This is a genomic window from Serratia rubidaea, from assembly GCF_016026735.1.
Classification (GTDB): Bacteria; Pseudomonadota; Gammaproteobacteria; order Enterobacterales; family Enterobacteriaceae; genus Serratia_B; species Serratia_B rubidaea.
In genome coordinates this window covers 2,177,271-2,204,082 of record NZ_CP065640.1, presented here as the reverse complement: position 1 = coordinate 2,204,082, position 26,812 = coordinate 2,177,271, and the positions used below count along the sequence as shown (strand labels likewise).

At 60.8% G+C, this 26,812-nt stretch carries 24 protein-coding genes and 1 other annotated feature; of the genes, 8 read left to right on the top strand and 16 right to left on the bottom strand.

All coding sequences use genetic code 11. The features are described from left to right. Positions 1–2 precede the first annotated feature (2 nt). From thrB to I6G83_RS10190, 4 genes are all read right to left on the bottom strand, one after another. Positions 3–932: a homoserine kinase gene (thrB, locus tag I6G83_RS10205; protein ID WP_015670840.1), complete on the bottom strand. Its 930-nt coding sequence runs from the start codon at positions 930–932 to the stop codon at positions 3–5. 1 nt (position 933) lies between these two features. Further along, positions 934–3,393, bottom strand: coding sequence for a bifunctional aspartate kinase/homoserine dehydrogenase I (gene thrA / locus I6G83_RS10200; protein WP_054307761.1), 2,460 nt, complete (start codon positions 3,391–3,393; stop codon positions 934–936). A 24-nt stretch (positions 3,394–3,417) separates the two neighbouring features. Further along, positions 3,418–3,537 (bottom strand) — a sequence feature (Thr leader region). Further along, positions 3,476–3,544: a thr operon leader peptide gene (gene thrL / locus I6G83_RS10195; protein ID WP_126533494.1), complete on the bottom strand. Its 69-nt coding sequence runs from the start codon at positions 3,542–3,544 to the stop codon at positions 3,476–3,478. (Overlaps the previous feature by 62 nt.) 213 nt (positions 3,545–3,757) lie before the next feature. Then, entirely contained in the window at positions 3,758–4,447 is a 690-nt protein-coding gene (locus I6G83_RS10190; protein WP_054307760.1) for a tRNA/rRNA methyltransferase, read from the bottom strand. A 629-nt stretch (positions 4,448–5,076) separates the two neighbouring features. Between I6G83_RS10190 and arcA the strand changes: the two genes are divergently transcribed. Next, on the top strand, positions 5,077–5,793 hold the full coding sequence (gene arcA, locus I6G83_RS10185; RefSeq protein ID WP_015670837.1) for a two-component system response regulator ArcA: 717 nt from the start codon (positions 5,077–5,079) through the stop codon (positions 5,791–5,793). Between the two features lie 55 nt (positions 5,794–5,848). Here arcA and creA read toward each other — a convergent pair whose 3' ends face one another. Then, positions 5,849–6,328 (bottom strand): protein CreA, encoded by a 480-nt coding sequence (gene creA / locus I6G83_RS10180; protein ID WP_054307759.1) that lies wholly within the window; start codon positions 6,326–6,328, stop codon positions 5,849–5,851. A gap of 458 nt (positions 6,329–6,786) precedes the next feature. On the opposite strand from creA, the gene robA reads away from it, so the two are divergent. Beyond that, complete coding sequence (gene robA / locus I6G83_RS10175; RefSeq protein WP_054307758.1) at positions 6,787–7,656, top strand: MDR efflux pump AcrAB transcriptional activator RobA; 870 nt, start codon at positions 6,787–6,789, stop codon at positions 7,654–7,656. Here the strand turns inward: robA and gpmB are convergent. Further along, a complete protein-coding gene (gene gpmB / locus I6G83_RS10170) occupies positions 7,653–8,300 on the bottom strand; it encodes a 2,3-diphosphoglycerate-dependent phosphoglycerate mutase GpmB (protein WP_054307757.1) in 648 nt (215 codons plus the stop codon). The genes robA and gpmB overlap by 4 nt on opposite strands. 108 nt (positions 8,301–8,408) lie before the next feature. Between gpmB and yjjX the strand changes: the two genes are divergently transcribed. Beyond that, positions 8,409–8,939: an inosine/xanthosine triphosphatase gene (yjjX, locus tag I6G83_RS10165; RefSeq protein ID WP_054307756.1), complete on the top strand. Its 531-nt coding sequence runs from the start codon at positions 8,409–8,411 to the stop codon at positions 8,937–8,939. A gap of 10 nt (positions 8,940–8,949) precedes the next feature. Here the strand turns inward: yjjX and trpR are convergent, their stop codons facing one another. After that, positions 8,950–9,279: a trp operon repressor gene (gene trpR / locus I6G83_RS10160; RefSeq protein WP_054307762.1), complete on the bottom strand. Its 330-nt coding sequence runs from the start codon at positions 9,277–9,279 to the stop codon at positions 8,950–8,952. A 54-nt stretch (positions 9,280–9,333) separates the two neighbouring features. After that, positions 9,334–11,253, bottom strand: coding sequence for a murein transglycosylase (gene sltY, locus I6G83_RS10155; RefSeq protein ID WP_099050093.1), 1,920 nt, complete (start codon positions 11,251–11,253; stop codon positions 9,334–9,336). Positions 11,254–11,737: 484 nt separating this feature from the next. Here sltY and I6G83_RS10150 point away from each other — a divergent pair, with 484 nt between their 5' ends. The 4 genes from I6G83_RS10150 to ettA all read left to right on the top strand — a co-directional run bounded on the left by I6G83_RS10150 (position 11,738) and on the right by ettA (position 16,095). Further along, positions 11,738–12,334, top strand: a complete 597-nt coding sequence (locus tag I6G83_RS10150; protein WP_054307754.1) for a YfiR family protein — start codon at positions 11,738–11,740, stop codon at positions 12,332–12,334. After that, positions 12,331–13,581 carry a diguanylate cyclase domain-containing protein gene (locus I6G83_RS10145; protein WP_371851010.1) on the top strand — a complete coding sequence of 417 codons (1,251 nt, stop codon included), beginning with the start codon at positions 12,331–12,333 and terminating at the stop codon, positions 13,579–13,581. Before I6G83_RS10150 ends, I6G83_RS10145 begins: the two co-directional genes overlap by 4 nt. Before the next feature lie 37 nt (positions 13,582–13,618). Beyond that, positions 13,619–14,113: an OmpA family protein gene (locus tag I6G83_RS10140; RefSeq protein ID WP_054307752.1), complete on the top strand. Its 495-nt coding sequence runs from the start codon at positions 13,619–13,621 to the stop codon at positions 14,111–14,113. Between the two features lie 314 nt (positions 14,114–14,427). Then, positions 14,428–16,095, top strand: a complete 1,668-nt coding sequence (gene ettA, locus I6G83_RS10135; protein WP_054307751.1) for an energy-dependent translational throttle protein EttA — start codon at positions 14,428–14,430, stop codon at positions 16,093–16,095. Positions 16,096–16,136: 41 nt separating this feature from the next. Here the strand turns inward: ettA and I6G83_RS10130 are convergent, their stop codons facing one another. The 4 genes from I6G83_RS10130 to serB form a co-directional block, all read right to left on the bottom strand. Continuing rightward, a complete protein-coding gene (locus I6G83_RS10130) occupies positions 16,137–17,588 on the bottom strand; it encodes a glycosyltransferase family 39 protein (RefSeq protein ID WP_054307750.1) in 1,452 nt (483 codons plus the stop codon). Positions 17,589–17,704: 116 nt separating this feature from the next. Beyond that, positions 17,705–18,967: a multifunctional transcriptional regulator/nicotinamide-nucleotide adenylyltransferase/ribosylnicotinamide kinase NadR gene (nadR, locus tag I6G83_RS10125; RefSeq protein WP_054307749.1), complete on the bottom strand. Its 1,263-nt coding sequence runs from the start codon at positions 18,965–18,967 to the stop codon at positions 17,705–17,707. A gap of 58 nt (positions 18,968–19,025) precedes the next feature. Then, positions 19,026–20,408 carry a DNA repair protein RadA gene (gene radA / locus I6G83_RS10120; RefSeq protein ID WP_015670824.1) on the bottom strand — a complete coding sequence of 461 codons (1,383 nt, stop codon included), beginning with the start codon at positions 20,406–20,408 and terminating at the stop codon, positions 19,026–19,028. Between the two features lie 62 nt (positions 20,409–20,470). Continuing rightward, positions 20,471–21,448, bottom strand: coding sequence for a phosphoserine phosphatase (serB, locus tag I6G83_RS10115; RefSeq protein WP_054307748.1), 978 nt, complete (start codon positions 21,446–21,448; stop codon positions 20,471–20,473). 282 nt (positions 21,449–21,730) lie between these two features. On the opposite strand from serB, the gene I6G83_RS10110 reads away from it, so the two are divergent. Continuing rightward, entirely contained in the window at positions 21,731–22,423 is a 693-nt protein-coding gene (locus I6G83_RS10110) for a YtjB family periplasmic protein (RefSeq protein ID WP_054307747.1), read from the top strand. 89 nt (positions 22,424–22,512) lie between these two features. Here the strand turns inward: I6G83_RS10110 and deoD are convergent, their stop codons facing one another. From deoD to deoC, 4 genes are all read right to left on the bottom strand, one after another. After that, positions 22,513–23,244, bottom strand: coding sequence for a purine-nucleoside phosphorylase (gene deoD / locus I6G83_RS10105; protein ID WP_054307746.1), 732 nt, complete (start codon positions 23,242–23,244; stop codon positions 22,513–22,515). Positions 23,245–23,313: 69 nt separating this feature from the next. Further along, positions 23,314–24,537 carry a phosphopentomutase gene (deoB, locus tag I6G83_RS10100; RefSeq protein WP_054307745.1) on the bottom strand — a complete coding sequence of 408 codons (1,224 nt, stop codon included), beginning with the start codon at positions 24,535–24,537 and terminating at the stop codon, positions 23,314–23,316. Between the two features lie 67 nt (positions 24,538–24,604). Beyond that, positions 24,605–25,927: a thymidine phosphorylase gene (gene deoA / locus I6G83_RS10095; RefSeq protein WP_054307744.1), complete on the bottom strand. Its 1,323-nt coding sequence runs from the start codon at positions 25,925–25,927 to the stop codon at positions 24,605–24,607. 71 nt (positions 25,928–25,998) lie between these two features. Continuing rightward, a complete protein-coding gene (gene deoC, locus I6G83_RS10090) occupies positions 25,999–26,778 on the bottom strand; it encodes a deoxyribose-phosphate aldolase (RefSeq protein WP_015670818.1) in 780 nt (259 codons plus the stop codon). Between the last annotated feature and the right edge of the window lie 34 nt (positions 26,779–26,812).

The following is a 26,812-nucleotide window of genomic DNA, read 5'->3' as shown; positions in this document are numbered from 1 at the left end:
CGTTATCCCAGTAGTCGAGCGCCTGCGGTATCCAGACGGCAAATATGAACAAAACCTTCGTCGTTTTGCAGATAGTGATTCTTCAGCCAGTCGGCCATCCGCTGGGCGGTGGCGCTATCGTCGCACACCGCAAACAGCGTCGGCCCGGAGCCGGAAATGCCGCAGGCCAGGGCGCCGATATCCTGCGCCGCCTTGCGCGCGTCGGCAAAGCCCGGCAGCAGGCGGGTGCGGTACGGTTCGGCAATCACGTCCTGCATCAGCTTGGCGGCCAGCTTGGGCTGCTGAGTATGGCAGGCATGAATAAAGCCGGCCAGATAGCGCCCGTGGCTGATGCAGTCCTGGCGGCGGTACTGCGCCGGTAAAATGGCGCGCGCCTCCGCGGTGGAAACCTTGATGCCCGGGTACGCCATCACCCACAGCCACTCTTTAAAGCAGGGCACCTCCTGGCTGATATACCCCTCTTCCTCCAGCATCAGCTGCAGGCCGCCGAGATAGCACGGCGCAACGTTATCGTAATGCACGCTGCCGGAGATGCGTCCTTCCAGCTCGCCCATCAGCGCCAGCAGCTGCATCTTATCCAGCGGACGGTCGCAAAATTCATTCATCGCCATCAGGCCGGCCACCACCGAACAGGCGCTGGAGCCTAGCCCGGAGCCGATCGGCATATTTTTTTCCAGCCGCATCGCCACCGGCACCTCGCGGCCGATCGCCTGGCAGAAACGCTGCCAGCACTGATACACAATGTTGTCCTTCGGGTCGGCCGGCAGCTTGCCGACAAAACGCCCGGCGTTTTCCAGGCTGAACTGCCCGGCGGCCTCAACGCTGACGCAGTCGCCCAGCAGCGTGCCGTCGACCGGCGAAACGGCGGCGCCCAGCACGTCGAAGCCCACGCTGACGTTGCCGATCGAAGCCGGCGCATACACCTTAACCATATTAAACTCCCAACTTCCATGACAGCGTGCGCAGCAGGTCGGCAAACACCCCCGCTGCCGTCACATCATTACCGGCGCCATAGCCGCGCAGCACCAGCGGCAGCGGCTGATAATAACGGCTGTAGAACGCCAGCGCGTTCTCGCCGTTTTTCACTTTATACAATGGATCGTTGCCATCAACAGCGTCAATACGCACCTGGCAACGTCCCTCTTCAATCACCCCGACATAGCGCAATACCTTACCCTGCTCCGCCGCGTCGGCCACCCGGCGGTTAAACGCCGCGTCCAGCTCCGGCAGGCGCGCCAGGAAGCTGTCGGTATCGCCGCTGGCGTCAAACTCCGGCGGCAGCACCGATTGCACCTCAATATCGCTCAGCTCCAGGTTGTAACCCGCTTCACGCGCCAAAATCAACAGTTTACGGGCAACGTCCATCCCGGACAGGTCGTCACGCGGGTCCGGCTCGGTATAGCCGTTGCTTTTTGCCTGCAGCGTCGCCGCCGACAGCGACATGCCCTCATCCAGCTTGCCGAAGATAAACGACAGCGAGCCGGACAGAATGCCGGAGAAACGCGTCAGCTCATCGCCGGCGTTCAGCAGGTTCTGCAGGTTTTCAATCACCGGCAGCCCGGCGCCGACGTTGGTGTCATAGAGGAATTTACGGCGCGAGCCGGCCGCCGCCGCACGCAGCTGATGATAGAAATTCATCGACGAGGTGTTGGCCTTCTTGTTCGGCGTCACCACGTGGAAGCCGTCGGCCAGGAAATCGACGTACTGATCGGCCACCGCCTGGCTGGAGGTACAGTCGACAATCACCGGGTTAAGCAGGTGATACTCCTTCACCAGGCGAATCAGCCGCCCCAGGTTAAAGGTCTCCTGCGCCTCCGCCAGCCCTTCGCGCCAGCTGTCCAGCGCAATGCCGTGCACGTTGGTCAGCATGGCGCGCGAGTTGGCGATGCCGCACACCCGCAGGTCGATATGCTTTTGCTTCAGCCACTGCTGCTGGCGGTGGATCTGCTCGATCAGCGCGCCGCCGACGCCGCCGGTGCCGATCACAAACACTTCCAGCACCTGGTCGGTGTTGAACAGCATCTGGTGGCTGACGCGCACGCCGGTGGTGGCGTCGTCATTGCTGACCACCACCGAGATGGAACGCTCGGAAGAGCCTTGGGCGATGGCGACAATATTGATATTGGCGCGGGCCAGCGCGGAGAAGAAGCGCGCCGAAATGCCGCGCAGGGTGCGCATGCCGTCGCCGACCACCGAGATAATCGCCAGGTTTTCCGTGACGTCCAGCGGCTCCAGCAGGCCGTCTTTCAGCTCCAGATAGAACTCGTCGCCCAGCGCGCGGCGTGCACGCAGCAGCTCGCCCTGCGGCACGCAGAAGCTGATGCTGTATTCGGAGGACGACTGGGTGATCAGCACCACCGAGATGCCGGCTCGCGACATCACGGCAAACACCCGCGCCGCCATGCCGACCATGCCCTTCATACCCGGGCCGGAGACGTTGATCATCGCCATGTTATTCAGGTTGGTGATGCCTTTTACCGGCGTCTCTTCATCCGCGCACTCGGCGCCGATCAGCGTGCCGGGCGCCTGCGGATTGGAGGTGTTTTTAATCAGGCAAGGGATCTGGAACTGGGCGATGGGGGTAATGGTGCGGGGGTGGAGCACTTTGGCGCCGAAATAGGACAGCTCCATCGCCTCCTGATACGACATCGACTTCAGCAGTCTGGCGTCCGGCACGGTGCGCGGGTCGCAGGTATATACCCCGTCGACGTCGGTCCAGATTTCACAGCAGTCGGCGCGCAGACAGGCCGCCAGCACCGCCGCGGAGTAGTCAGAGCCGTTGCGCCCCAGCACCACCAGCTCGCCCTTGTCATTACCGGCGGTAAAGCCGGCCATCAGCACGACATGGTCGGCCGGGATGCCCATCGCGGCGATGCGCAGCGTGGATTCGGCGATATCGACGGTGGATTCCAGATAGTGCCCCTGCGCCAGCAGCTTCTCGACCGGATTGATCACCGTAACCGGGAAGCCTTTCGCCTGGAACACCGCTTCCATAATGGCAATCGACAGTTTTTCACCGCGGCAGATGATGCCGGCGTTGACGCTGTCCGGGCATGTCCCCAGCAGCGCCACGCCGTGCAGCACCTGCTTGAGCTGCGCAAACTCGTGCTCGACGCGCGCCTTGAGGCGGTCGTGAGCAAAGCCCGGCAGCGCCTGCGCCAGACCGTGCAGCAGCTCGGCGAAGATACGCTCCGCGTCGCTCATATTTGGCAGAATGTCTTGCCCGGCCAGCGTTTTCTCCACCATCGCCACCAGGTGGTTGGTGATCTTCGCCGGCGCGGACAATACCGCCGCTACCTGTCCCTGACGGGCGTTGCTTTCCATAATATCGGCGACGCGCAGAAAACGTTCCGCATTCGCCACCGAGGTTCCGCCAAATTTCAGCACTCGCATCTCTGTTATCTCCCGAATTTAAGCCAAAAAAAAGCCCGCACTGCTAAGGTGCGGGCTTTTTTCTTCTTGTTTCCTGTACGCGTCAGCCCGCCCCGTTACCTGTGGTATCGGTGGTGGTAATAATTGTGGTGTTCAGGCTGATGTATCGCATAACGTCTGTCTGTCTCATTTAATCCTCTGTCCCCTCTATTGGTTAAAGCAATCCCTACTCCAAGTCAAACTATTTCTTGTTTTTGCTCATTTTCCGTTCAGGAGGCAAATTGGGGGATGAAACGGACAAAAAGGCAAAATTGCAGCATAAAAAAACAGTCATGCGGCAATTTTGCAGACGATCACGCTAAACAATCCGCGTATTCACCGGCCTTCACTTCGTCAGTTTTTTTTCAATATCGTGTAACAACGTATGCAACATCATCGTATCGCGACGCGGCAGCGACCCCAGCCGCTGCTGCAGCCAGTCGCGCAGCTTTTGGTCGTCTTCAACCGCCAGATGATGCAACAACCGCTCGGCGCGCTGACGCAGCGCCTGCAGCTGCCCCGGGTCGGCGACGGCTTCCGGCGCCGGCGCCGCGACGTTCATCAGCGCGGACAGCTGGTAGCAGTACACCATCACCGCCTGTCCCAGATTCAGCGAAGGGTAATCGGCCTGCATCGGCACGCCCGTCAGCAGATCGGCCAGCGCCAGCTCCTCGTTGGTCAGCCCGGAATCTTCCCGGCCGAACACCAGCGCCGCCTGCCCGCACCACTGCCGGCGCTCTTCCAGTTGGCCAAGCAGCTCCTGCGGCGTGCTGTAGTAGTGGAAACGTGCGCGGCTGCGCGCGGTGGTGGCGACGGTGAAATCGACATCCGCCAGCGCCTGCTCCAGCGTGGCAAAGCGCTGCGCCGCATCCAGAATCTCGCCGGCGCCGTGCGCCACCCAGCGGGCCGCCGGCTGCAGATGCGCATCGCTGTCGACGATGCGCAGCGAGCTAAAGCCCATGGTTTTCATCGCACGCGCTGCGGCGCCGACATTTTCCGGCCGCGCCGGCGCCACCAAAATGATATGTAACTGCATAGTACTCCACGGCGTTAAACAGCATCACGCGTTTTGTTTTCACTGCCGCCAAAATCTTTACAACTTAGCAACAAAACCACCAACATTTAATTGTGAGATAACAAAACGGGCAATTGAGTAAATAAATTTAATGTAATCTATATAAATATAATTTATTTCTTGGCGAACTTAATTATCAAGGCGTTATTCACACCTCACGGCCAATCATTCGAAAATTGTAACCTATCGGCGTCAGCAATGCTGAATCGTTCACAGAATTTACCCTACGGCGACTTAAGCTGGCAGTTCTGTAAGTGTTTTTCACAAATCTGTTAACGTGCTACAATTGAATTTGATATATGTCAACAAAGCGTAGTTTTGTTGGGTGATGAATTCGGCATCTACTGTTATATTGCTGTTAATAGGGTTAGGATATGCGCCGTTTTGGCACCCTTGGGGTTAAAGGGAATAGCATCCCCACCAAGCTAGCGATCTTGTTGACATTAAGATGGAAAGTGCATCAAGAACGAGTTTCCGTACTTTAGTCATTTGGCATGAGGGAACGTGGCGATATCTCCGCCCTCCTCTGAGAAAACAAAGACTTCTGTACTTCCTGTTTTCTATTTTGTTGGCAATTTTAGGTAGCAAATATGCAGACCCCGCAAATTCTGATTGTCGAAGACGAGTTAGTCACTCGTAACACCCTGAAGAGCATCTTCGAGGCGGAAGGCTACATCGTGCATGAAGCCAATGATGGTGCAGAGATGCACAACATCCTGTCCGAAAATGACGTTAATCTGGTCATCATGGATATCAACCTGCCGGGTAAAAACGGCCTGCTGCTGGCGCGTGAGCTGCGCGAACAGGTCAGCGTCGCCCTGATGTTCCTGACCGGTCGCGATAACGAAGTGGACAAGATCCTTGGCCTCGAAATCGGCGCTGACGACTATATCACCAAACCGTTCAACCCGCGCGAACTGACCATCCGTGCGCGCAACCTGCTGTCACGCACCATGAACCTGGGCAGCGTCGGCGAAGAGCGCAAGCAGGTTGAAAGCTACAAGTTCAACGGCTGGGAGCTGGATATCAACAGCCGCTCGCTGATTGGCCCGAACGGCGAACAGTACAAGCTGCCGCGCAGCGAATTCCGCGCCATGCTGCACTTCTGCGAAAACCCGGGCAAGATCCAGTCGCGCGGTGAACTGCTGAAGAAAATGACCGGTCGCGAGCTGAAGCCGCACGACCGTACCGTCGATGTGACCATCCGCCGCATCCGCAAGCACTTCGAATCTACGCCGGATACGCCGGAAATCATCGCCACCATTCACGGCGAAGGTTACCGCTTCTGCGGCGAGCTGGAAGAGTAATTCTTACCGGCGGCAACATGGGAGGGGCCAGCCTGCTGTCCCCTCTTTTGCATGATTAGCGCGCGGCATTCCAGGGAATAATCGGCACGGCGCTGATGGCATTCTTCGGCGAACCGTCCACCACCTTGTCCGAATAGGTCAGATAAACCAACGCATTACGCGTTGCGTCGTAGAAGCGCACCACCTGCAGCTTTTTGAACACCAGCGACGTGCGTTTCTGGAACACCACGCTGCCCTTGTTCTTGCCGTTTTTAATTTTGTCGCTCAGTTCGATCGGCCCGACCTGCGAGCAGGAAATCGCCGCGTCTGCGGTATCTTCCGCCAGCCCCAGCCCGCCTTTGATGCCGCCGGTCTTGGCGCGGCTGATATAACAAGTTACATTTTTAACGTCCGGATCGTCGAACGCCTCAACCACAATCTTGTGGTCCGGACCAAACAGTTTAAACACGGTATCCACCGAGCCAATCTGTTCAGCCTGTGCGCTATTGGCCGAGACGCCGGCCAGGCAGAACAATAATATCCATAATTTTTTCATCTAGTTAACTCCGAAAAATCCCAAACGATACGCCAACTATTATTATTAGTTTTATTTATGCTTTGGAAGAAAAAAATAAGACCCTTCCATCATGCTTCGCCTTTGTAGCACAGAGCGTGAAAAAAATCTTTGAGAGTCTCGGAGGAAAAAAATTGTTATTATGCGGCGGCGTCATTTCTTTGCGCCTGCGAAGATGCCCTCAGCCTCAGCGTTTTATGCACCACGACACTCCCGAGGCCAAGCGCGCAACGCATGCCAAAATTATTCGACTTGTATCAGGCTACGGCCCGCTCGCCGGCACAGCGCCGAACGTGTGACAAGGCGTGACCAGACGCCGTCATGATACAGCTTGAAGTAGACCGGGATTTAACGGCAGGGAACTCGCCGTTGATCACCAGCACCCGCGTAATGACTTAACATACCCGGGTTCCGACCCCAAAGCTCTACGAGGACGATCTATGGATCAAGCCGGTATCATTCGTGATCTGCTTAGCTGGCTGGAAAGCCATTTGGACCAACCGTTGGCGCTGGATAACGTGGCTGCCAAGGCGGGATATTCGAAATGGCATCTGCAACGGATGTTCAAAGATATTACCGGTAACGCCATCGGCGCTTATATCCGGGCAAGAAGACTGTCGAAAGCGGCGGTCGCGCTGCGCTTGACCAGCCGCCCAATACTGGATATCGCCCTGCAATACCGCTTTGACTCGCAACAGACCTTCACCCGAGCATTCAAAAAACAATTCGCCCAGACGCCTGCGCTGTATCGCCGGGCCGAAGACTGGAACGCGTTCGGCATCTGTCCGCCGATCCGTCTGGGAGCCTTCACGCTGCCGCAGCCGGAGTTCGTCACCCTGCCGGAACAGCAGATGGTCGGCCTGACGCAGAGCTACTCCTGTACGCTGGAGCAGATTTCCAACTTCCGCACCGAGCTGCGCTCCCAGTTCTGGCGTCACTATCTGGGTGAGGCGAGCACGCTGCCGCCGGTGCTGTACGGCCTGCACCACTCCCGCCCGAGCCAGGAGAAGGACGACGAGCAGGAGGTGCTGTACACCACCGCGCTGGAGCCGCATCACGTGCCCGACACCGTCAGCGAAGGGCAGCCGATCACGCTGCAGGGCGGCGAATACGCGCTGTTCCGCTACGAAGGCCCGAGCGCCGGCCTGCAGGACTTCATCCTGACGCTGTACGGCACCTGTCTGCCGCTGCTGGAGCTGACGCGCCGCAGAGGCTATGACATCGAGCGCTTCCACCCGAAGGGCAGCCGTCTGCCGCCGCAGCCGCCGACCGAGATCAACTGCGAATACCTGATCCCGATTCGCCGTTAACGCTGCAGTTCGTCCAACGCGGGCATGTCGAGGTGTGATACATCGCCCGCCGTTTCCACGATCCAGCCGGAGGCCAGCCACGGGCTCTGCTGATGGTCAACGCGCGACAGCGAACAGTTGCGCAGCCGCAGACGACGTTCGGCATGCGCCGGCAGCCCCAGAATGGTGCCTATCAGGCAGCCAAGCGCGATACCGTGGCTGACGATCAGCGGCTTACTGCCTTCCGGCAGCATCAGGCAGCTCTCCAGCGCCGCGCGCATCCGCTCCGCCAGTTCGCTCATTGATTCCCCCTGAGGGATACGGGCGTCAGGCGTGCCGTCGACCATCTGTTTGCGCCACTGCTCTTCCTGCGGCGTCAGACCGTCGATAAGACGCTCTTCCAACACCCCCATGTGCAGCTCGCGCAGCCGCGGTTCAGCAATCACCTCACAGCCGCAGGCATCGGCGATAATCTGTGCGGTGCGGCGGGTGCGCCCCAAATCACTGGTAATCACATGCGTGATGCCTTCGCGGCTGACGCGCCTGGCGACCAGCTGCGCCTGATGTTCGCCCATTGCGGTTAACGGGCTGTCGGACTGACCCTGAATGCGGCGTTCCGCATTCCATTCCGTTTCGCCGTGGCGAACAAGGTATACCTGTAACATTTTTCTTTTCCGTTATACTGCGTGAAACTTGAGTTTATCTTTCAGGGACCGCGCCTGCGCGCGCCCGTGCGTAGAATAGGCTCTTAGCATAAGGATGCCAGACCCGTTATGTACCACGTTGTTGCTGCAACTACCAACCCGGTAAAGATCAAGGCTATTCAACAGGCCTTTGACGACACCTACGGCGCCGGCCAATGCCACATCGAACCCGTCGACGTCGCCAGCGGCGTCTCCGTGCAACCCATCGGCAATACTGAAACCCGCACCGGCGCGCGCCAACGCGTGATGGAAGCGCGTCAGGCACGCCCGGAGGCCGACTTTTGGGTCGGGGTGGAAGCGGGAATTGAAGACGCGATGACCTTCGCCTGGATAACCATCGAAAATCCGCAGGGACGCGGCGAATCGCGTTCCGCCAGCCTGATGCTGCCGGCGGCGGTGCTGCAGGGGATCCACGCCGGGCGCGAACTGGGCAGCGAGATGGCGGCCATCACCGGCAACGCCGACATCAAGCGCCAGGGCGGCGCCATCGCCATCTTCACCCACGGGCGGCTGAGCCGCACCAGCGTTTACCATCAGGCGCTGCTGCTGGCGCTGGCGCCGTTCATCAACCCGATTTATCAGCATCCCCAGCCACGCTAAGCGGACGGCGCTATGAGGCGTCGTTCAGCAGCTGTTGCTCCAGCCACTGCTTCAGCGCCGGCGGCGCCGCCTTCAGGCTGTTGGAGCCGCGGGTAATGGTTGCAATCCCGGCGCCCAGCTCATTTTTCAGCTCGCGCTGGCTCATCTCGCCGCGCATCAGCTCCTGGATAATCCGCACGCGCGTGCCGAGGGCGGCGCGCTCGTCCGGCGTCAGCAGCAGTTGCATCAACGGTTGGTGCAGATCCCGCTCGAAGGAACCCTGCAACAGCGCGACAAAACGCTGCCAGTCTTCATTGCCTTGTTCTGAAAGAGCAGGATCGTTGAGTGATAATTGCGTCATGGCGGCCACCATACTATTTAACTAGTACAGCAGCATACCATAACGCCCCGTAAATCAATAACGCCGCTGCCATTCCGCATCGGTCAGCACGTTGGACGGCTGATGCATGAAATAGCGATAAAATGCGTCATAGGCCAGCACGTTCTTCACATAGCCGCGCGTTTCTGAGAACGGAATGCTCTCGATAAACGCCACCGCGTCAATCCGCCCGCCGCTGTTGCCCAGCCAGGTGTTCACCCGCGACGGACCGGCGTTATACGCCGCCGACGACAGAATGCGGTTGCGGTCAAACTGCTGGAACACCGACTCCAGATAGCTGGTGCCGATGGTAATGTTGGTCTGCGGATCGAACAGCTGGCTGGCGCTGCTGTAACCCGGAATGCCGAACTTCTGCACCGTGTGCTGCGCGGTGCGCGGCATCACCTGCATCAGCCCCGCCGCCCCGACCGGCGACTGCGCCTTCGGGTTCCAGGCGCTCTCCTGGCGGGAAATCGCCATCGCATAGCTCTGCGTGATGCCTTTCCCGTCGGTGGCGCGGCGGTATTCATCCGGCCAGGCGATAGGGAAACGCTCTTCCAGGTGGTTCCACAGCTTACCGACGATGGTCGCCTGCACGCTCAGATCGGCCCACTTCTGCTCGAACGCGTAACGCGCCAACGCTTCCTGCTCCGGCTGGCTGCGGCTGGCCACGTAGGCATTCCACTCGCCGCGCGCCAGGTTATCCATATTCCAGTACATCAGTTCGCGCACCCGCGCGACTTCCGGGCCGCTCACCAGCGAGGTGCGCGGCGTAGCCGCCACCGCCACCATAATCGGATAGCTTACATTCAGCTTCTGCGCGGCCACCATCGGATAGAAACCGCGCTCATTCATCAGACGGCGCAGCATCTCTTCGCCTTCCTGACGCTTGCCCTCATCCATCAGCATCGCAGCGCGCCAGTAGCGCCATTCGTCTTTATTACGCGACTCTTCCGGCAGACGCGCCAGCCAGGTTTTCAGCCCGGCGCGGTCGCCGGTGCCGAGCGCCATGCGCACCCGCCGCTCCAGCAGCGACGGCGACTGGCTGCGCAGGATCACGCTGTCGCGCCACTGCGCCTGCTCGCCGGTCGCATCGTTGCCCATCAGGCGCCACGCCACCGCCTCTTCCAGCGCCAGTTGGTCGCTCTCGCTCATTTTTTGCAAACGCGCCAGCGTCGGAATCATCGCGCGCGCGTTCTCCGCGTCCTGACGCGCCAGGCGGGTGAAGGCGATCTGGGTGACCGAGCGGGTAAAGTCGGTCGGGCCGGCGCTGCGCGCAAACCCTTCCACGCTGGCCGGATCGTTTTGCAGGCTCACCAGCGCATCGCCCATGGTCTGATAGTCCGACGGCAGCTGCCGCGACAGGTGCGTCACCAGCCCGCCGTTGCCCTCTTTCAGCGCCAGTTTCATACGCTCCAGCGTAGCCAGCGGCGTTTGTTCACCGGACGACTGCCAGACGCTGAACAGTTTATCGCAGGCGTTCGGCAGCGATTTCCCCGACTGCCAAATCTCTTTCACCCCGCGCCAGGCGGCCTGCCGATCGCCGGTCGCCCACTGGGCGTAGTAGTAGTTACAGCGCGCGGCGATGGGTTTCGGCGCCTGCGGGCTGAAGGCCAGCAGGCCGCGCCAGTCTTCACGGCGCGCCAGTTCGTTGACAAAGCGCGACGACAGCGATTTGGCCGGCGGCAAGGTCGGATGCTGGCGAATAAACGTATCCACCTGCTGATAGCTGACGCTGCCAAGATCCTGCGTCAGCTGACGGTATTCCAGATACGGGTAAAGCGGATAGTCGCGCAGCGTCGGCATCAGCTGGGCCACCACATCCATTTGCTTATTGTCCCAGGCCTGTTTGACTTGCTGATAACGCTCGCGCTGGGCATCCAGCGAATCAGCCAACGCCGCGCCCGAGAAAGCCGTCAGACACACGCCAATTGCCAGAAGCCGCCACTTGTCCACCTTGACCATACTGATTCTTTCCTCGCTGGTTGTCTTGTCTTAAACCGCTTACCGCGGGCGAAGGGCGCTGCGCCGAACGCTATTGTCTAATCATAGACAGCATAAAACGCCATCCATTCACCAAAAGTTGCCGGCGCCGAGCGGGGCGCGGGCAAAACAGCTTTCTACCCTGTCCGTTCACGGCGGCGGAAACCACCTGATTATTCTGAATCGTTCCGCTTTCTGCCCGCCGTCACGTACGCTGTACGGCTTTTGCGGCGCTAAAAATCGCCTGCGTGGCAGGCCGCGTTTTTTCTTCATGCAAAAACAAGTAAGATAAATCTTATAAAACGCCATATAAACCGCACAACGGCGGCTGATTATAATACAATCCGCGCAAATTATAGGTTATATAATGTCCGTCAGAGTGGGCGATCATTCGCTTTTCATCATGATTTTTCTTTATTTTTTCAGGTAACGCTGCAGGAACAGGCGATATTGGCCCATGAAGAGATCTAAGCACGCCGGCAGCGCAACCCACACCGCCAGGGGCTTCTTCCGGAGCTTATTATTCTCTCGTCCTTACGTTCTCGGGCTGCTCCTGCTGATGTCATTTACCGGTCAGAGCGCCACCGAACCGGCAGAGCGGGTGCAGTCGCGCACCCAGGCCGTCACCACCGTGGTGCTGGGTATTATCAGCTATACCCGCTGGCCCGCGCCGCCCAATCCCGTCCGTTTATGCGTCACCGCACCAACGCACTACGCCGACGGTCTGTTCAGCCCGCTGCTGCTGCAGGCCCCGCATCCGATTAAAACGCAGCGTCTGCCGCTCGACAGCGACCAGCTGGCGCAGCAGTGCGACGTGATTTATCTCGGCGAAGTCAGCAATGCGCAGCGCCAGGCGCTGATCCCGCGCATCGCCGGCCATTCGGTGCTCGTCATCAGCGAGAACGACGCGGAGTGCAGCGCGGGCAGCGCGTTTTGTCTGCAGCCGCGCGGCGAACAGGTCAGTTTTAAAGTCAACCTGGATGCGCTGGCGCGCAGCGGCGTGCGCGTGCACCCTAACGTCCTGCAGCTGGCGCGTAAGCTGGAGTCGTCATGATGGGGCTATTTCGCAGAAAACGCGCCGCCCATGCGCGACCGACGCTGGGCCAGGTGCTGCAACGCATGAACCTGAGCCTGGCGCTGATCGCCGTCGGCACCGCCGGCGTCTTCCTGACGCTGGTCGCTCTGTTTGCGCTGCGCGCCTACGCCAACCACAATTTGCACCTGATCGCCCGCTCCATCAGCTATACGGTGGAGGCGGCGGTAGTGTTTGACGATCGCAGCGCCGCGCGCGAGGCGCTGATGCTGATCGCCTCCAATGAAGAGGTGTCGGAAGCCAAAATTCTGAATAAGGACGGCAGGCTGCTGGCCTACTGGCACCATCCCAAAGACGGCCCGCTGCACGGTCTGGAGCAGATGGTCGCACGCTGGGCGATGCCGGAGGCCATTGAACTGCCGATCACCCACGAAGGCAAGCAGGTCGGCAAAGTCTGGCTAAGCGGCCACGGCGGCAGCCTGCTGCGCTTTTTACTGCGCGGGCTGGCCGGCATTATCGCCTGTCTGGCGCTCAGCACCCTGTGCGCCCTGATCCTGTCGCGGCGCATGCTGCACGGCATCGTACGGTCGCTGAACGATATCGCCAACGTCGCCCACGTGGTGCGCAGCGATCGCAGCTTCGGCCAGCGGGTGCCGTCGGCGCCGATTGCCGAACTGCACGAACTGAGCAACGACTTCAACGGCCTGCTGGAGGAGCTGGAAACCTGGCAGGCGCACCTCAAGCAGGAAAATGATTCGCTGACCCACCGCGCCACCCATGACAGCCTGACCGGCCTGCCGAACCGCGCCTTTTTTGAAAGCCGGCTCAGCCATGCCCTGAACCATATCGCCCCCGCAGAAAAACTGGCGGTGCTGTTTATCGACGGCGACCGTTTTAAAGAGGTCAACGACAGCCACGGCCACGCCGCGGGCGACGCGGTGCTGACCGCTATCGCCGGCCGCATCCGCGCCCAGCTGCGCGACGGCGACGTGGTGGCGCGACTGGGGGGCGATGAGTTCGCCGTACTGCTGTCGCCGGTGCGCCGGCAAGCGGACGTCACGCGCATTGCCGACAAGATTATCGGCAGCATGGCGCAGCCGGTGCCGCTGCCAAACCAGGAACAGGTGATCGCCTCACTCAGTATTGGCATTGCCTTCTACCCCGATCATGCGGCAACGCCTCAGGGGTTGCTGCACGAAGCCGATGACGCCATGTATCAGGCGAAGCATCGTTATCACGGAGGTTGGCGGCTGGCGACCCAGAAATAGCCACCCCAACCGATCAAGAGGAAAACAGGGAATCATTATGATCAAGCAACGCTTAACACGACCTTTCTCACTGCTGGCGATGATGTTTATCGCCGTGCTGGCGCTGGCCGGCTGCCAGAGCAAACAGGGGCTCACGGCAGAGCAGATAGCGCTGCTGCAGGCGCAGGGGTTCAAGCTGACCGATAAAGGCTGGGAGTTCGGCATGTCCGACAAGGTGCTGTTCGGCAATAACGTCGGCAAACTCAGCCCGGAAAGCGCAGAGACGGTGCAGAAAATGGGGCGCGCGCTGCTGAGCGTCAATATCGTTAAATTCCGCCTGGACGGCCATACCGACAACTATGGCGAAGACAGCTACAACGACCAGCTGTCGCTGCGCCGCGCCAACACCGTCGCCGACCAGTTGGCCAGCGTCGGCATTCCGCGCGCCGATATCGAGACCCGCGGTATGGGCAAACGCGACCCGGTCGCCGATAACCGCACCGCGAAAGGCCGCGCCGAAAACCGCCGCGTTTCTATCATCGTCACGCCATAATCTGCCGTAAAATGCGCCTTTCCGGGCGCATTGCCATCATATACCTGACATAATTCGGGTTGCAGGCAGGCGAATCCCGATGCGCTTACGCAAGTCAGGAATTCAGCTGACTGAGCACCGCCAACACAGCTGCGGCTTGAAGTATGACGGGTAGACTTGGCGATTGTCATACGATAGCTGGGATCGAATGCAAAAACGGGCTACACTCCCGCCTCAGACATCCTGAATTAAATCCAGCGGCTTTCAAACGGCGGCCATCGGCGCGCCTCTTGAAAGCCCTCAACGGTAAACCGATATAGCGAGGCTCGAGCAACGTGGCTCAATACGTCTATACCATGCACCGCGTCGGCAAAGTAGTACCGCCGAAGCGTCATATACTGAAAAACATCTCCCTCAGCTTCTTCCCGGGGGCCAAAATCGGCGTACTGGGCCTGAACGGCGCCGGTAAGTCCACCCTGCTGCGCATTATGGCCGGCATCGATAAAGACATCGAAGGCGAAGCGCGCCCGCAGCCGGGCATCAAAATCGGCTACCTGCCGCAGGAGCCGCAGCTGAATCTGCAGCACACCGTACGCGAGTCGGTGGAAGAGGCGCTGTCAGAAGTGGTCGGCGCGCTGAAACGTCTGGACGAAGTGTACGCGCTGTACGCGGAAGAAGACGCCGACTTCGACAAGCTGGCCGCTGAGCAGGGCCGTCTGGAAGAGATCATCCAGGCGCATGACGGCCACAACCTCAACGCCCAGTTGGAGCGCGCCGCCGATGCGCTGCGCCTGCCGGAGTGGGACGCCAAAATCGAACATCTGTCCGGGGGTGAACGCCGCCGCGTGGCGCTGTGCCGCCTGCTGCTGGAAAAACCGGACATGCTGCTGCTGGACGAACCGACCAACCACCTGGACGCCGAATCCGTCGCCTGGCTGGAGCGCTTCCTGCACGACTTCGAGGGCACCGTGGTGGCGATTACCCACGACCGTTACTTCCTCGACAACGTCGCCGGCTGGATCCTCGAGCTGGACCGCGGCGAGGGCATCCCGTGGGAAGGCAACTACTCCTCTTGGCTGGAGCAGAAAGACGAGCGTCTGGCGCAGGAAGCCTCTGCCGAAGCCGCACGCCGCAAATCCATTGAGAAAGAGCTGGAGTGGGTGCGTCAGGGCGCCAAAGGCCGTCAGTCAAAAGGCAAGGCCCGTCTGGCCCGCTTTGAAGAGCTGAACAGCACCGAATACCAGAAACGCAACGAGACCAACGAACTGTTCATTCCGCCTGGCGCGCGACTGGGCGACAAAGTGGTCGAAGTCAGCAACCTGCATAAATCCTACGGCGACCGCGTGCTGATCGACGATCTGTCGTTCTCGCTGCCGAAGGGCGCCATCGTCGGCATTATCGGCCCGAACGGCGCCGGTAAATCCACCCTGTTCCGCATGCTTTCCGGCGCAGAGCAGCCGGACAGCGGCAGCATCGTGCTGGGCGACACCGTCAAGCTGGCCTCGGTCGATCAGTTCCGCGACAGCATGGACGACAAGAAAACCGTGTGGGAAGAAGTCTCCGGCGGTCAGGACATCATGCGCATCGGCAACACCGAAATGCCAAGCCGCGCCTACGTCGGCCGCTTTAACTTCAAGGGCGTCGATCAGGGCAAACGCGTCGGCGAACTGTCCGGTGGTGAACGCGGCCGTCTGCACCTGGCCAAGCTGCTGCAGGTTGGCGGCAACGTACTGCTGCTCGATGAACCGACCAACGACCTGGATATCGAAACCCTGCGCGCGCTGGAAAACGCCCTGCTGGAATTCCCGGGCTGCGCGCTGGTGATCTCGCACGACCGCTGGTTCCTCGACCGTATCGCCACCCACATCATCGACTATCAGGATGAAGGCAAGGTGGAGTTCTTCGAAGGCAACTTTACCGAATACGAAGAGTACAAGAAGCGTACGCTGGGCGCCGACGCGCTGGAGCCGCACCGCATCAAGTACAAGAAGATCGCCAAATAAGCGCCCTTCTCTTCGCTCAGGCCCGCTATTGCGGGCCTTTTTTATGGGCGCCGCTGACCGCCGTTCGGCCGGACAAAGGTTACGCACAGCGTCTGGCGCGGCGTCTGCGGGTCGGCCTGGAACGTCAGCTCCTGCCGCCAGTCAATGTGCAGCGACGGCCACTGCGTCAGCGCATCGTCAAAATGGCTCTGCGCACACGTCTCTCCCAGCCGGCCGAACAGCGCCACGCCGTGCCGCGCCAGCTGTGCGTCGTCCAGGCGGGCATTGTAGATATTCGGCTTCCGGGCGTTGGACCAGCGCGCAATCACCTGCGGACGGGAAGCGGCATACACCGTCATCCACTGCGACAAATAGCCGCCGCCGACGTAGCGCAGATCGACGCCGTAGCGCTGCCGCCAGCGCTGTTCTACCGCGGCGCTGAACGCCTTGACGCCCACCATCTTCTGCCCGGCGTTGCGCACGTTGCCCAACATCACCGCGGCGTAGCCCAGGTACACCGCCAGCGCGGCGCACAGCAGCGCTATCGTCGCCGTCCGCAGTGAGCGCGACGGCGGCCGGCGCACGCAGCCGACCAGCAGCGCCGGCGCCACGATAAAGAACGGCTGCAGCCATTCGGTCAGCCGGCCGCCGGCATGGAAGGAGAACCAGACGGCAATCAGCCCCAGCGGCAGCAGGCACACCCACAGCAACACCCGCGTCGGCAGCGCGCCCGGCCAGCCCAGCGTCGCGCCGCTGCGTCGCAGCAGCCACCACAGCGCCAGCAGCGGGTAAAACACCAGCAGCAGCGCGCGCAGAATGCCGACGTTCAGCTGCATGCGCGTCTGCGATCCCACCCATTTAAAGGCGGCGAAATCATGCTGCCATAGCCAGACCACATTCGGCAGCACCAGCGCCAGCCAGATCGCCACCGCCAGATAAAACGCCGGCTGGCGGTAACAGCGGCGGATTTGCGGCACCAGCAGCGTCGACAGCGCAATAAAATAGACAAAGGCGAAGGTGGAGTATTTCGCCATCATCGCCAGCCCGGCGGCCACGGCAAAGGCCGGCCACCAGTTGGCGGAGCGCTCGATCGCCAGATGAAAGAACAGCAGCATCCACGGCCACAGCATCACCAGCAGATAGTTGTCGTTGTAGGGGATAATGTCGAAATTGATAATGCCGGACAGGTTGAGCGTCAGCAGCGCCAGCCAGGCCAGAGAGCGGCTGCCGCTCAGCCGCCGCGCCAGCAGCCACACGCCCAGCATGCCGACGGCGATCGCCGCAAAGTGCCCGGCGTACCAGTAAACGTTCAGCGGCATGCCCGGCAGCCAAATCGCCGGGCGCATCGCCGCGCCCACCAGCCAGGGGTTCTTCGGCGAGCCCCATTCGGCGTTCAGGCCCCAGTTCAGCGCTTCAACGGCGTCGTAAGGCAGCGTAGGGTCGAGCTGCGCGCTGAGCAGCGTCCACGCCGCCGCGTAGCCCAGCAGCCAGAGAATAAGTAAACGATACGTCATGGTTTTACCGTCCTGGTGGTGACGAAAAACCTAACGTAATCAGCGCAGAGTGAACATTACGTCAACGGTGGCGCAGTTCGCGCCCGGCCGTTGCGGCGAGCGCACTATCGGCTAATTCAGCCCGCCTGCGGCACGTTTTTCACCCGGCCGACGTCCGCCGCCATCAGCTGCTGCACCAGCTCCACGCAGCGCAGGAAGCGCTCATCATAGTCGCTGGACTCAACGCGCACGTACTCGATGTTGTTGGCGCGCAGCATCGCCTCCAGCAGATCCTGAAAGGCCTTGCGTTCGCCGGGACTGCCCAGGCTGCGCAAGCCGTCCGCCACCCACGGCGTGTTGTTCTCCAGCAGGATCACCAGGTCGAAGCGGTACTCGTCGATCAGCGCCTGCACAAAGGGGTGCTCCCGCCCTTCATACTTTTTGCAGAACGCCTGGGTGGTGACAAAGTCGGTATCGATAAACGCCACCTTGTTGGCGTACTTCACCGCAAAGTCCACGTACTGCGCCTGCCCCAAGGCAATCTTGTCGTAGTCGGAGTACTGCAGCGCCATCTCGTCGCCCCCCAGATGGGAGAACACGTAATCGCGGCCGTACTCCCAGGCGCTGGTGGTATTGAAGATATTGGCCAGCTTGTTGACCAGCGTCGATTTACCGCTGGATTCGCCGCCCAGTATCGCCACGGTGCGCACAAAGAACGGCTTCACTTCGGTAGGAATATATTCCCAGTAGCGGAACGGATCCTGACGGATCTGCCGGCCGCTGATCTTCATAAACGAACGTTCGGGGTCGATCAGAATAGTTTCCGTCGCCAGATACTCGCGGTAGCGCGGCGCATCCTGCGTTTCGCTGGAGTAGATCACGCTCGGCATAATGCCCTGCTGTTCCATAAACTGCTTCATGCCGTTGCTCCACACGCCCCAGCCGTGCGGATAGGGTTCGATGCCCTGCTCGTCGAACGCGTGAATATGGATGTTCTTCTGATACTTGAAGGTTTGCAGCAGCCAGCGCAGCCGGTCGCTGACCGTCGGCTGCTGCGACATCGAACTGTTGTCGAACAGCTCGCGGTCACGCGGCTCGTCGTAACACAAAATCACATGCAGCTCGTCCACCTGGCTGCAGGCGCGCTGGATCAGATAGATATGGCCGGTATGCAGCGGGTAAAATTTACCAAACACTACGCCGACCTTTTTCTCCCGGCGCGGAAACTCCAGACCCAGGAAACGGTGCAGCGCCTCCAGCTTCTGCGCGCTGGGGCTCTTGATTTTGTCATTAAGCAGCTGGCTGAGGTAGCCTTTAGTCATGCCGCTGGCGTCCGCCACCTGTTGCAGTGTGCGCCCCTGCTGTTTAATCGCCGCTTTCAGATAATCAAATTGCCGCATCACGCCTCCTGTTCAATATGCTAAACACGTTAGCACAGATTCCTGATTTCGGCGGCCATTAAAACTCGTCCAGCACCGCCAGCGCATCCGCCAGCTTTTTCACGCCGAACACCTGCATATTGGCCGGCATCTTTTTCGGCACGTTGGCGTGCGGCACGATGGCGCGCTTAAAGCCGTGCTTGGCTGCTTCCGAAATGCGCTCCTGCCCGCTCGGCACCGGGCGGATTTCGCCGGCCAGCCCCACTTCGCCAAACACCACCAGATCCTGCGGCAGCGGCCGGTCGCGCAGGCTGGAGACCAGCGACAGCAGCAGCGCCAGGTCGGCGCTGGTTTCCGCCACCTTTACGCCGCCGACCACGTTGACGAACACGTCCTGATCCGCCATCTGCAGGCCGCCGTGACGGTGCAGCACCGCCAGCAGGATCGCCAGACGGTTCTGCTCCAGCCCCACCGCCACGCGGCGCGGGTTGGACATCATCGAGTGATCCACCAGCGCCTGAATCTCCACCAGCAGCGGCCGCGTGCCTTCCCACACCACCATCACCGAGCTGCCGGAGGTCACCTCGCCGCGGCTGAGGAAAATCGCCGACGGGTTGCTGACCTCACGCAGGCCCTGCTCGGTCATGGCGAACACGCCCAGCTCATTGACCGCGCCGAAGCGGTTCTTGTGGCTGCGCAGGGTGCGGAAGCGGGAGTCGGCGTCGCCGTCGAGCAGAATCGAACAGTCGATGCAGTGCTCCAACACCTTCGGCCCGGCCAGCGAGCCGTCTTTGGTGACGTGACCGACCATCACGATCGCCACGCCGCGGGTTTTGGCAAAGCGCGTCAGGTAAGCGGCGGTTTCGCGCACCTGCGCCACGCTGCCCGGCGAGGACTGGATGTCCGCCATATGCATCACCTGAATCGAGTCGATCACCATCAGCTTCGGCTGCTCCTGCTCGGCGATCAGGCAGATTTGCTCGATGCTGGTTTCCGACAGCATATTCAGGTTGCCGGTCGGCAGCCCCAGGCGGTGCGCGCGCATCGCCACCTGCTGCAGCGACTCTTCGCCGGTGACGTACAGCGTTTTCATCTGCTCGGACAGTTTACACAGCGTCTGCAGCAGCAGGGTACTCTTGCCGGCGCCGGGGCTGCCGCCGATCAGAATGGCGCTGCCCGGCACCACGCCGCCGCCGAGCACGCGGTCAAATTCCAGAAAGCCGGTGGAAAAACGCGGCAGCTCTTCCAGGCTGATCTCCGACAGCCGCTGCACCTTGCTGACGCCGCCGTTCTCGCCGGCATAGCCGCTGAAGCGCTCATTGCGCGCCGCGGCGGGCGAGGCGGCCAGACGGACCTCGGTAATGGTATTCCAGGCCTGGCATGCGCTGCACTGCCCCTGCCAGCGCGGATAATCCGCACCGCACTCATTACATACAAACGCCCGTTTTGCCGCTTTTGCCACGTCTTACCTCTTGAAAAATACTGATTTGCTGATTGATGCGGCCCGCGCGCGGCGGGCTGCGATTAGCGCACTTCGTGCTTCAGGCTGCCGCTCAGTACGCATAATACGCCGATCAGATCGGCATGACGAATCGCCACCTGCGCCTGACCATACACCGTCGGCTTGGCGTGATAGGCGATGCCCAACCCCGCCGCCTGCATCATTTTCACATCGTTGGCGCCGTCGCCGATCGCCACCGTCTGCTGCGGCGCAATGCCCAGCTTTTCCGCCAGCTGCGTCAGCGTATCGGCCTTGTACTGGGCATCGACAATCGGCCCCACCACTTCGCCGGTCAGCTTGCCGTCGCGGATCTCCAGCTCATTGGCGGCCACCGCCACCAGCTTCAGCGTGTCGCGCAGGTATTCGGCATAGTAGGTGAAGCCGCCGGAAGCGATGGCAACGTGCCAGTCGAGCGCCTGCAGCTTACGCACCAGATTAACCAGCCCCGGCATCAGCGGCAGGTTGTCGCGCACCTGTTTCAGGATATTGGCGTCGGCGCCCTTCAGCGTGCCGACCCGCTGCCGCAGGCTGTCGGAAAAATCCAACTCGCCGCGCATCGCCCGCTCGGTCACTTCAGACACCTGCTCTCCGACGCCCGCCAGCTTGGCGATTTCGTCGATGCACTCGATCTCGATCGCGGTGGAATCCATATCCATCACCAGCAGCCCCGGCGTGCGCAGATGCGGGATCTTGCCGAGCGGCGCCACGTCCAGCCCGCTTTCCGCCGCCAGCGTTTTGGCGCGCGCCGTCAGCGTGCCGGCCAGGCGCACCACCTGATAATCCTCCACCCGCCAGGCGGTGACGATCACCATCGCCGCGCCGAGCCGGCGCTGGAACTGCGTGATGCGCTCCTTATCCAGTTCTCTGCCATACAATAGCCAACCGGTGTGGCCCGCCCAATAATCCAGCGGCATCACTTCGTCACCGCTCAGCGAAAGGGGAAGGCCCGGCCATTGGGAGATCTCGGCCGGGAGGTCACAATAGGTCAAACTATTCGACATCATTAACTCCTGAAGGGGCAGCTTGGGTATACCCGCCTGATTCTACGTTGCGACGGCGTGAAACCAAAGCGGTGACGGCGGGCAAAGACAGGCAAGACGCGTGCTATACCCTCAATCATTCGCGTTGCAGGAAGGCGGCAGAAGAAGGCATGCCGGAGCGCGGGCTCAGGCCGGTGCTGCGCCCTGCAACGTGAAGCATCACGGGTATAAAACAGCCCACCAAGCTATCCTATCGGGCCGGCTTCTGGCAACATAAACTCTCTCTGAGATTAAGGAAGCCGTATGGCTAAAGCCAAACTAAAATTTCGCCTGCACCGCACCGCCATCATTCTGATTTGTCTGGCGTTATTAGTGCTGCTGATGCAGGGCGCCTCCTATTTTAGCCTGAGCCATCAGCTGGCGCGTTCCGAGCAGGTGGAGGATCTGGCGCAGACCCTGACGAAACAGGTCGCCTTCAGCCTGGCGCCGCTGCTCGACGACGACAGCGATATTGATAATCAGCGCATCGACGCCATCCTCAGGCAGATGACCGACCACAGCCGCATCCTGGACGCCAGCGTCTATCAGCTGGACGGCACGCTGATCGCCCACGCCGGGGAAACCATCAGCGTACGCGATCGCCTGTCGCTCGACGGCAAGCGCGCCGGCAGCTACTTCAATAATCAGCTGGTTGAGGCCATTCAGTGCAAAGACGGTCCGTGCGGTTTTATCCGCATCACCCTGGATACCCACGTGCTGGCGACCGAAGCCAAACAGGTGGATAACACCACCAACCTGTTGCGGCTGATGATGCTGCTGTCGCTGGCCATCGGCATTATCCTGGCGCGCTGCCTGCTGCAGGGCCGCCGCAGCCGCTGGCAGCAGTCGCCCTATCTGCTGACCGCCAACGCGCCGCTGGCCGACGGCGACGATGACAAGCAGGAGCAGGAAAGCGCCGCGCCGGCCTCCGGCGACGACGATGCGCGCAAGCCGTAGCGCCCGCTGCGCATAAAAAAACGCCGGTCGGGTTGGCCCCACCGGCGTTATTGTCACCACGGCGGCTGTACGCCGCCAGGCGGACACGCTTACTCTTTATCGCCCAGCAGCACGGACTCCAGCGCGATAACGATCATTTCGTTAAAGGTGGTCTGACGCTCTGCGGCGGTGGTCTGCTCGTGGCGCAGGATATGGTCGGACACGGTGCAGATGGTCAACGCTTTACAGCCGTACTCTTCCTGCATTTCCGCCACCACGCCGTAGATGCCGGCCGCTTCCATCTCTACGCCCAGAATGCCGTACTTTTTCAGCACCTGGAACATATCCGGATCCGGCGTATAGAACAGATCGGCGGAGAAGATGTTGCCGACGCGCGCCGGGATGTTCTGCGCGGCTGCGGCGTCAACCGCGTTGCGCACCATGTCGAAATCCGCAATCGCCGCGAAGTCGTGGTCTTTAAAACGCAGGCGGTTCACTTTGGAGTCGGTGCAGGCGCCCATGCCGATCACCACGTCGCGCAGTTTGATATCGTCGCGCACCGCGCCGCAGGAGCCCACGCGGATCAGTTTCTTCACGCCGAACTCCGCAATCAGTTCACGCGCGTAAATGGAGCAGGACGGGATGCCCATACCATGACCCATAACGGAAATTTTGCGGCCTTTGTAAGTACCGGTGAAGCCCAACATGCCGCGCACGTTGTTCACTTCCACCGCGTCTTCCAGGAAGGTTTCCGCGATATATTTCGCGCGTAACGGGTCGCCCGGCATCAGAACGACGTCTGCGAAATCACCCATTTCGGCGTTAATGTGCGGAGTTGCCATAATTATTTTCCTTCTACTATCGTCATGAATAAAAATGCGCCGGGGTATTCCCCCGGCGCCAACTGCGTATTAGAACATAGTCTTGCCATATTCCATTGGCGACAGCCCAAAATAATTCGCGACGGTCTGGCCAATATCGGCAAAGGTTTCACGGTGGCCCAGCGAACCCGGTTTCACGTTCGGGCCGTAGACCAGCACCGGAATGTGCTCACGCGTATGGTCGGTGCCGCCCCAGGTCGGGTCGCAGCCGTGGTCGGCGGTGAAGATGATCATATCGTCGTCTTTCACCAGCTTCAGCAGCTCCGGCAGGCGGCGGTCGAACAGTTCCAGCGCGGCGGCATAGCCCGCCACGTCGCGGCGGTGGCCGTAAGAGGAGTCAAAATCAACAAAGTTGGTGAACACGATGGTGTTGTCGCCGGCCTGCTCCATCTCTTTGACGGTGGCGTCAAACAGCGCGTCAATCCCGGTCGCCTTAACCTTTTTGGTGATGCCGACGTTGGCGTAGATATCGGCAATCTTGCCGATGGACACCACTTCGCCGCCCTTCTCATCCACCAGCTTTTTCAGCACGGTCGGCGCCGGCGGCTCCACCGCCAGATCGTGACGGTTGCCGGTGCGCTGGAAGTTGCCCGGCTTGTCGCCGACGAACGGACGGGCGATCACGCGGCCGATGTTGTAGCCGCCTTCGGTCAGTTCCTCACGGGCGATTTCGCACAGTTCATACAGGCGATCCAGACCGAAGGTTTCTTCATGACAGGCAATCTGGAAGACCGAGTCCGCCGAGGTGTAGAAAATCGGCTTGCCGCTCTTCATGTGTTCTTCGCCGAGCTGATCGAGGATCACCGTACCGGAGGAGTGGCAGTTGCCGAGGTAGCCCGGCAGCTTGGCGCGCTCCACCAGCTTATCCAGCAGTTCCTGCGGGAAGCTGTTGTGTTCGTCTTTAAAGTAGCCCCAGTCGAACAGTACCGGCACCCCGGCGATTTCCCAGTGGCCCGACGGCGTGTCCTTACCGGAAGAAAGCTCGCTGGCATAGCCGTAAGCGCCAATGATGTCGGCATTTTCGTCCAGTCCCGGCGGGAAGCTGCCGGTGGACTCCTGCGCCGCCTTGCCCAGGCCGAGACGGCTGAGGTTCGGCAGGGTCAACGGGCCGCTGCGGCCGTTGTCTGCTTCGCCGCGCGCGCACATTTCGGCAATGTGGCCCAGGGTATCCGAGCCTTTGTCGCCAAAACGTTCAGCGTCGGCGCTGGCGCCGATGCCAAATGAGTCCAGAACCATAATAAATGTACGTTTCATTGTTTTCTCCCGCGTGATTCCACGCTCTGACGGCGCAATACGCGCCGCCTCGATTAAATAAATGGCCTTACTGGGTGATGCGTTTATACACCACCGGCGTCGCTTCCGGCGCCTGGTCGCTCAGCGTCATCGCGCCGCGCACCGCGTCGGCCGCCTGCTGCCAGCTCTCTTCGTCGTTGGCGTGGATCACCGCCAACGGCTGTTTGGCATCAATGCGATCGCCCAGGCGCGCCATATCGGTCAGTCCGACGCTGTAGTCGATGCTGTCGGTGGCGCGACGACGGCCGCCGCCAAGGGTCACCACCGCCATGCCCAGTTCACGGGTATCCATGGCGCTGACGATGCCTTCACGCTCGGCGTACACCGGCTTGCTCAGCGTCGCCGTCGGCAGGTAGCTGTCGTAACGTTCAACAAAGTCGCTCGGACCCTGCTGCACCGCCACCATGCGGCCGAAGATTTCCGCCGCCTTGCCGTTATCCAGCACCGCCTGCAGTTTGGCGCGCGCATCGGCGTCATCCTGCGCCAGGCCGCCGGAGAGCAGCATTTCCACGCACAGCGCCATGGTGACTTCCAGCAGGCGCGGGTTACGGTATTCGCCGGTCAGGAAGCGCACCGCTTCGCGCACTTCCACCGCGTTGCCGGCGCTGGAGGCCAGCACCTGGTTCATATCGGTCAGCAGCGCCGTGGTTTTGCAGCCGGCGCCGTTGGCGACGCCGACGATGGCCTGCGCCAAATCTTCCGACAGCGCATAGGTCGGCATAAAGGCGCCGGAGCCTACTTTCACGTCCATCACCAATGCATCCAACCCCTCCGCCAGTTTCTTGGCCAGGATCGAACCGGTGATCAGCGGAATAGAGTCCACGGTGGCGGTAATATCGCGCGTGGCATAGAAGCGTTTGTCCGCCGGGGCCAGCGAACTGGTCTGGCCGATAATCGCAACGCCGACCTCTTTGATGATTTTACGGAAAGCGGCGTCATCCGGGAAGATATTAAAGCCGGGAATGGCTTCCAGTTTATCCAGGGTGCCGCCGGTGTGGCCCAGACCGCGGCCGGAGATCATCGGCACGTAGCCGCCGCAGGCCGCCACCATCGGGCCGAGCATCAGCGAGGTTACGTCGCCCACGCCGCCGGTGGAGTGCTTGTCCACCACCGGGCCGTTGAGATCCAGGCTCTTCCAGTCCAGCACCGTGCCGGAGTCGCGCATCGCCATGGTCAGCGCCACGCGCTCCGGCATGGTCATATCATGAAAATAGATGGTCATCGCCAGCGCGGCGATCTGCCCTTCGGAGACGACGTTATCGCGGATACCGTTAATAAAGAAGCGGATTTCCTCTTCGCTCAGCGGCTGACCGTCACGTTTCTTACGAATTATTTCTTGTGCCAGGAACAAAATTTCCTCCTGCAATATGCGTGTGCAGTGTTGTCAAAGACGCCCCGGACGCGCCGGGGCGAAAGCGAGAATCAGTAGCCGCTGCCGGACGTCTGCGCGCTGTAGCCCAGCGTGGTCAGCAGGCTGGCCAACAGGCTGGAGGCGCCGAAACGGAAGTGCCGTGCATCAGCCCAGTCTGCGCCCATGATACGCGCGGCAAGTTGCAGATAATGCTGCGCCTCTTCCGCAGTGCGTACGCCGCCGGCTGGCTTGAAGCCCACCTGCGCGCCGACGCCCATATCGCGGATCACCGACATCATCAGCTCAGCGCTTTCCAGCGTGGCGTTCACCGGTACTTTGCCGGTTGAGGTTTTAATAAAGTCCGCCCCGGCGTTGATGGAGATTTCAGACGCCTTGCGGATCAGCGCCGCGTCCTTCAGCTCGCCGGTTTCGATAATCACTTTCAGCAGCACATTCGCTTCGGCGCAGGCCTGCTTGCACTGTTTCACCAGATCGAAGCCGACCTGCTCATTGCCGGCCATCAGCGCGCGGTAAGGGAACACCACGTCCACTTCATCGGCGCCGTAGGCGATGGCCGCACGGGTTTCCGCCAGCGCGATAGCAATATCATCGTTACCGTGCGGGAAGTTGGTGACGGTGGCGATGCGGATATCCGGCGTGCCCTGCTCGCGCAGCGTTTTACGGGCGATCGGGATGAAGCGCGGGTAAATGCAGATGGCAGCGGTGTGGCCCGCCGGGCTGTTCGCCTGACGGCACAGCGCGATCACCTTCTCGTCGGTGTCGTCGTCGTTCAGGGTGGTTAAATCCATCAGGCTCAGCGCGCGCTGCGCTGCGGCGGTTAATTCGGTCATAAAACTCTCCAACTTGAGCTGCTTGCTGTTGGCG

Excerpts from the sequence above, each read along its gene's own strand:
- creA (WP_054307759.1), bottom strand. The coding sequence starts at position 6,328 with ATGAAAAAATTATGGATATTATTGTTCTGCCTGGCCGGCGTCTCGGCC.
- I6G83_RS10110 (WP_054307747.1), top strand. The coding sequence starts at position 21,731 with ATGGCTAAAGCCAAACTAAAATTTCGCCTGCACCGCACCGCCATCATT.
- trpR (WP_054307762.1), bottom strand. The coding sequence starts at position 9,279 with ATGACGCAATTATCACTCAACGATCCTGCTCTTTCAGAACAAGGCAAT.
- robA (WP_054307758.1), top strand. The coding sequence starts at position 6,787 with ATGGATCAAGCCGGTATCATTCGTGATCTGCTTAGCTGGCTGGAAAGC.
- arcA (WP_015670837.1), top strand. The coding sequence starts at position 5,077 with ATGCAGACCCCGCAAATTCTGATTGTCGAAGACGAGTTAGTCACTCGT.
- thrA (WP_054307761.1), bottom strand. The coding sequence starts at position 3,393 with ATGCGAGTGCTGAAATTTGGCGGAACCTCGGTGGCGAATGCGGAACGT.
- deoC (WP_015670818.1), bottom strand. The coding sequence starts at position 26,778 with ATGACCGAATTAACCGCCGCAGCGCAGCGCGCGCTGAGCCTGATGGAT.
- deoD (WP_054307746.1), bottom strand. The coding sequence starts at position 23,244 with ATGGCAACTCCGCACATTAACGCCGAAATGGGTGATTTCGCAGACGTC.
- deoB (WP_054307745.1), bottom strand. The coding sequence starts at position 24,537 with ATGAAACGTACATTTATTATGGTTCTGGACTCATTTGGCATCGGCGCC.
- yjjX (WP_054307756.1), top strand. The coding sequence starts at position 8,409 with ATGTACCACGTTGTTGCTGCAACTACCAACCCGGTAAAGATCAAGGCT.
- I6G83_RS10145 (WP_371851010.1), top strand. The coding sequence starts at position 12,331 with ATGATGGGGCTATTTCGCAGAAAACGCGCCGCCCATGCGCGACCGACG.
- I6G83_RS10190 (WP_054307760.1), bottom strand. The coding sequence starts at position 4,447 with ATGCAGTTACATATCATTTTGGTGGCGCCGGCGCGGCCGGAAAATGTC.
- I6G83_RS10140 (WP_054307752.1), top strand. The coding sequence starts at position 13,619 with ATGATCAAGCAACGCTTAACACGACCTTTCTCACTGCTGGCGATGATG.
- I6G83_RS10130 (WP_054307750.1), bottom strand. The coding sequence starts at position 17,588 with ATGACGTATCGTTTACTTATTCTCTGGCTGCTGGGCTACGCGGCGGCG.
- gpmB (WP_054307757.1), bottom strand. The coding sequence starts at position 8,300 with ATGTTACAGGTATACCTTGTTCGCCACGGCGAAACGGAATGGAATGCG.
- I6G83_RS10150 (WP_054307754.1), top strand. The coding sequence starts at position 11,738 with ATGAAGAGATCTAAGCACGCCGGCAGCGCAACCCACACCGCCAGGGGC.
- nadR (WP_054307749.1), bottom strand. The coding sequence starts at position 18,967 with ATGCGGCAATTTGATTATCTGAAAGCGGCGATTAAACAGCAGGGGCGC.
- serB (WP_054307748.1), bottom strand. The coding sequence starts at position 21,448 with ATGTCGAATAGTTTGACCTATTGTGACCTCCCGGCCGAGATCTCCCAA.
- thrB (WP_015670840.1), bottom strand. The coding sequence starts at position 932 with ATGGTTAAGGTGTATGCGCCGGCTTCGATCGGCAACGTCAGCGTGGGC.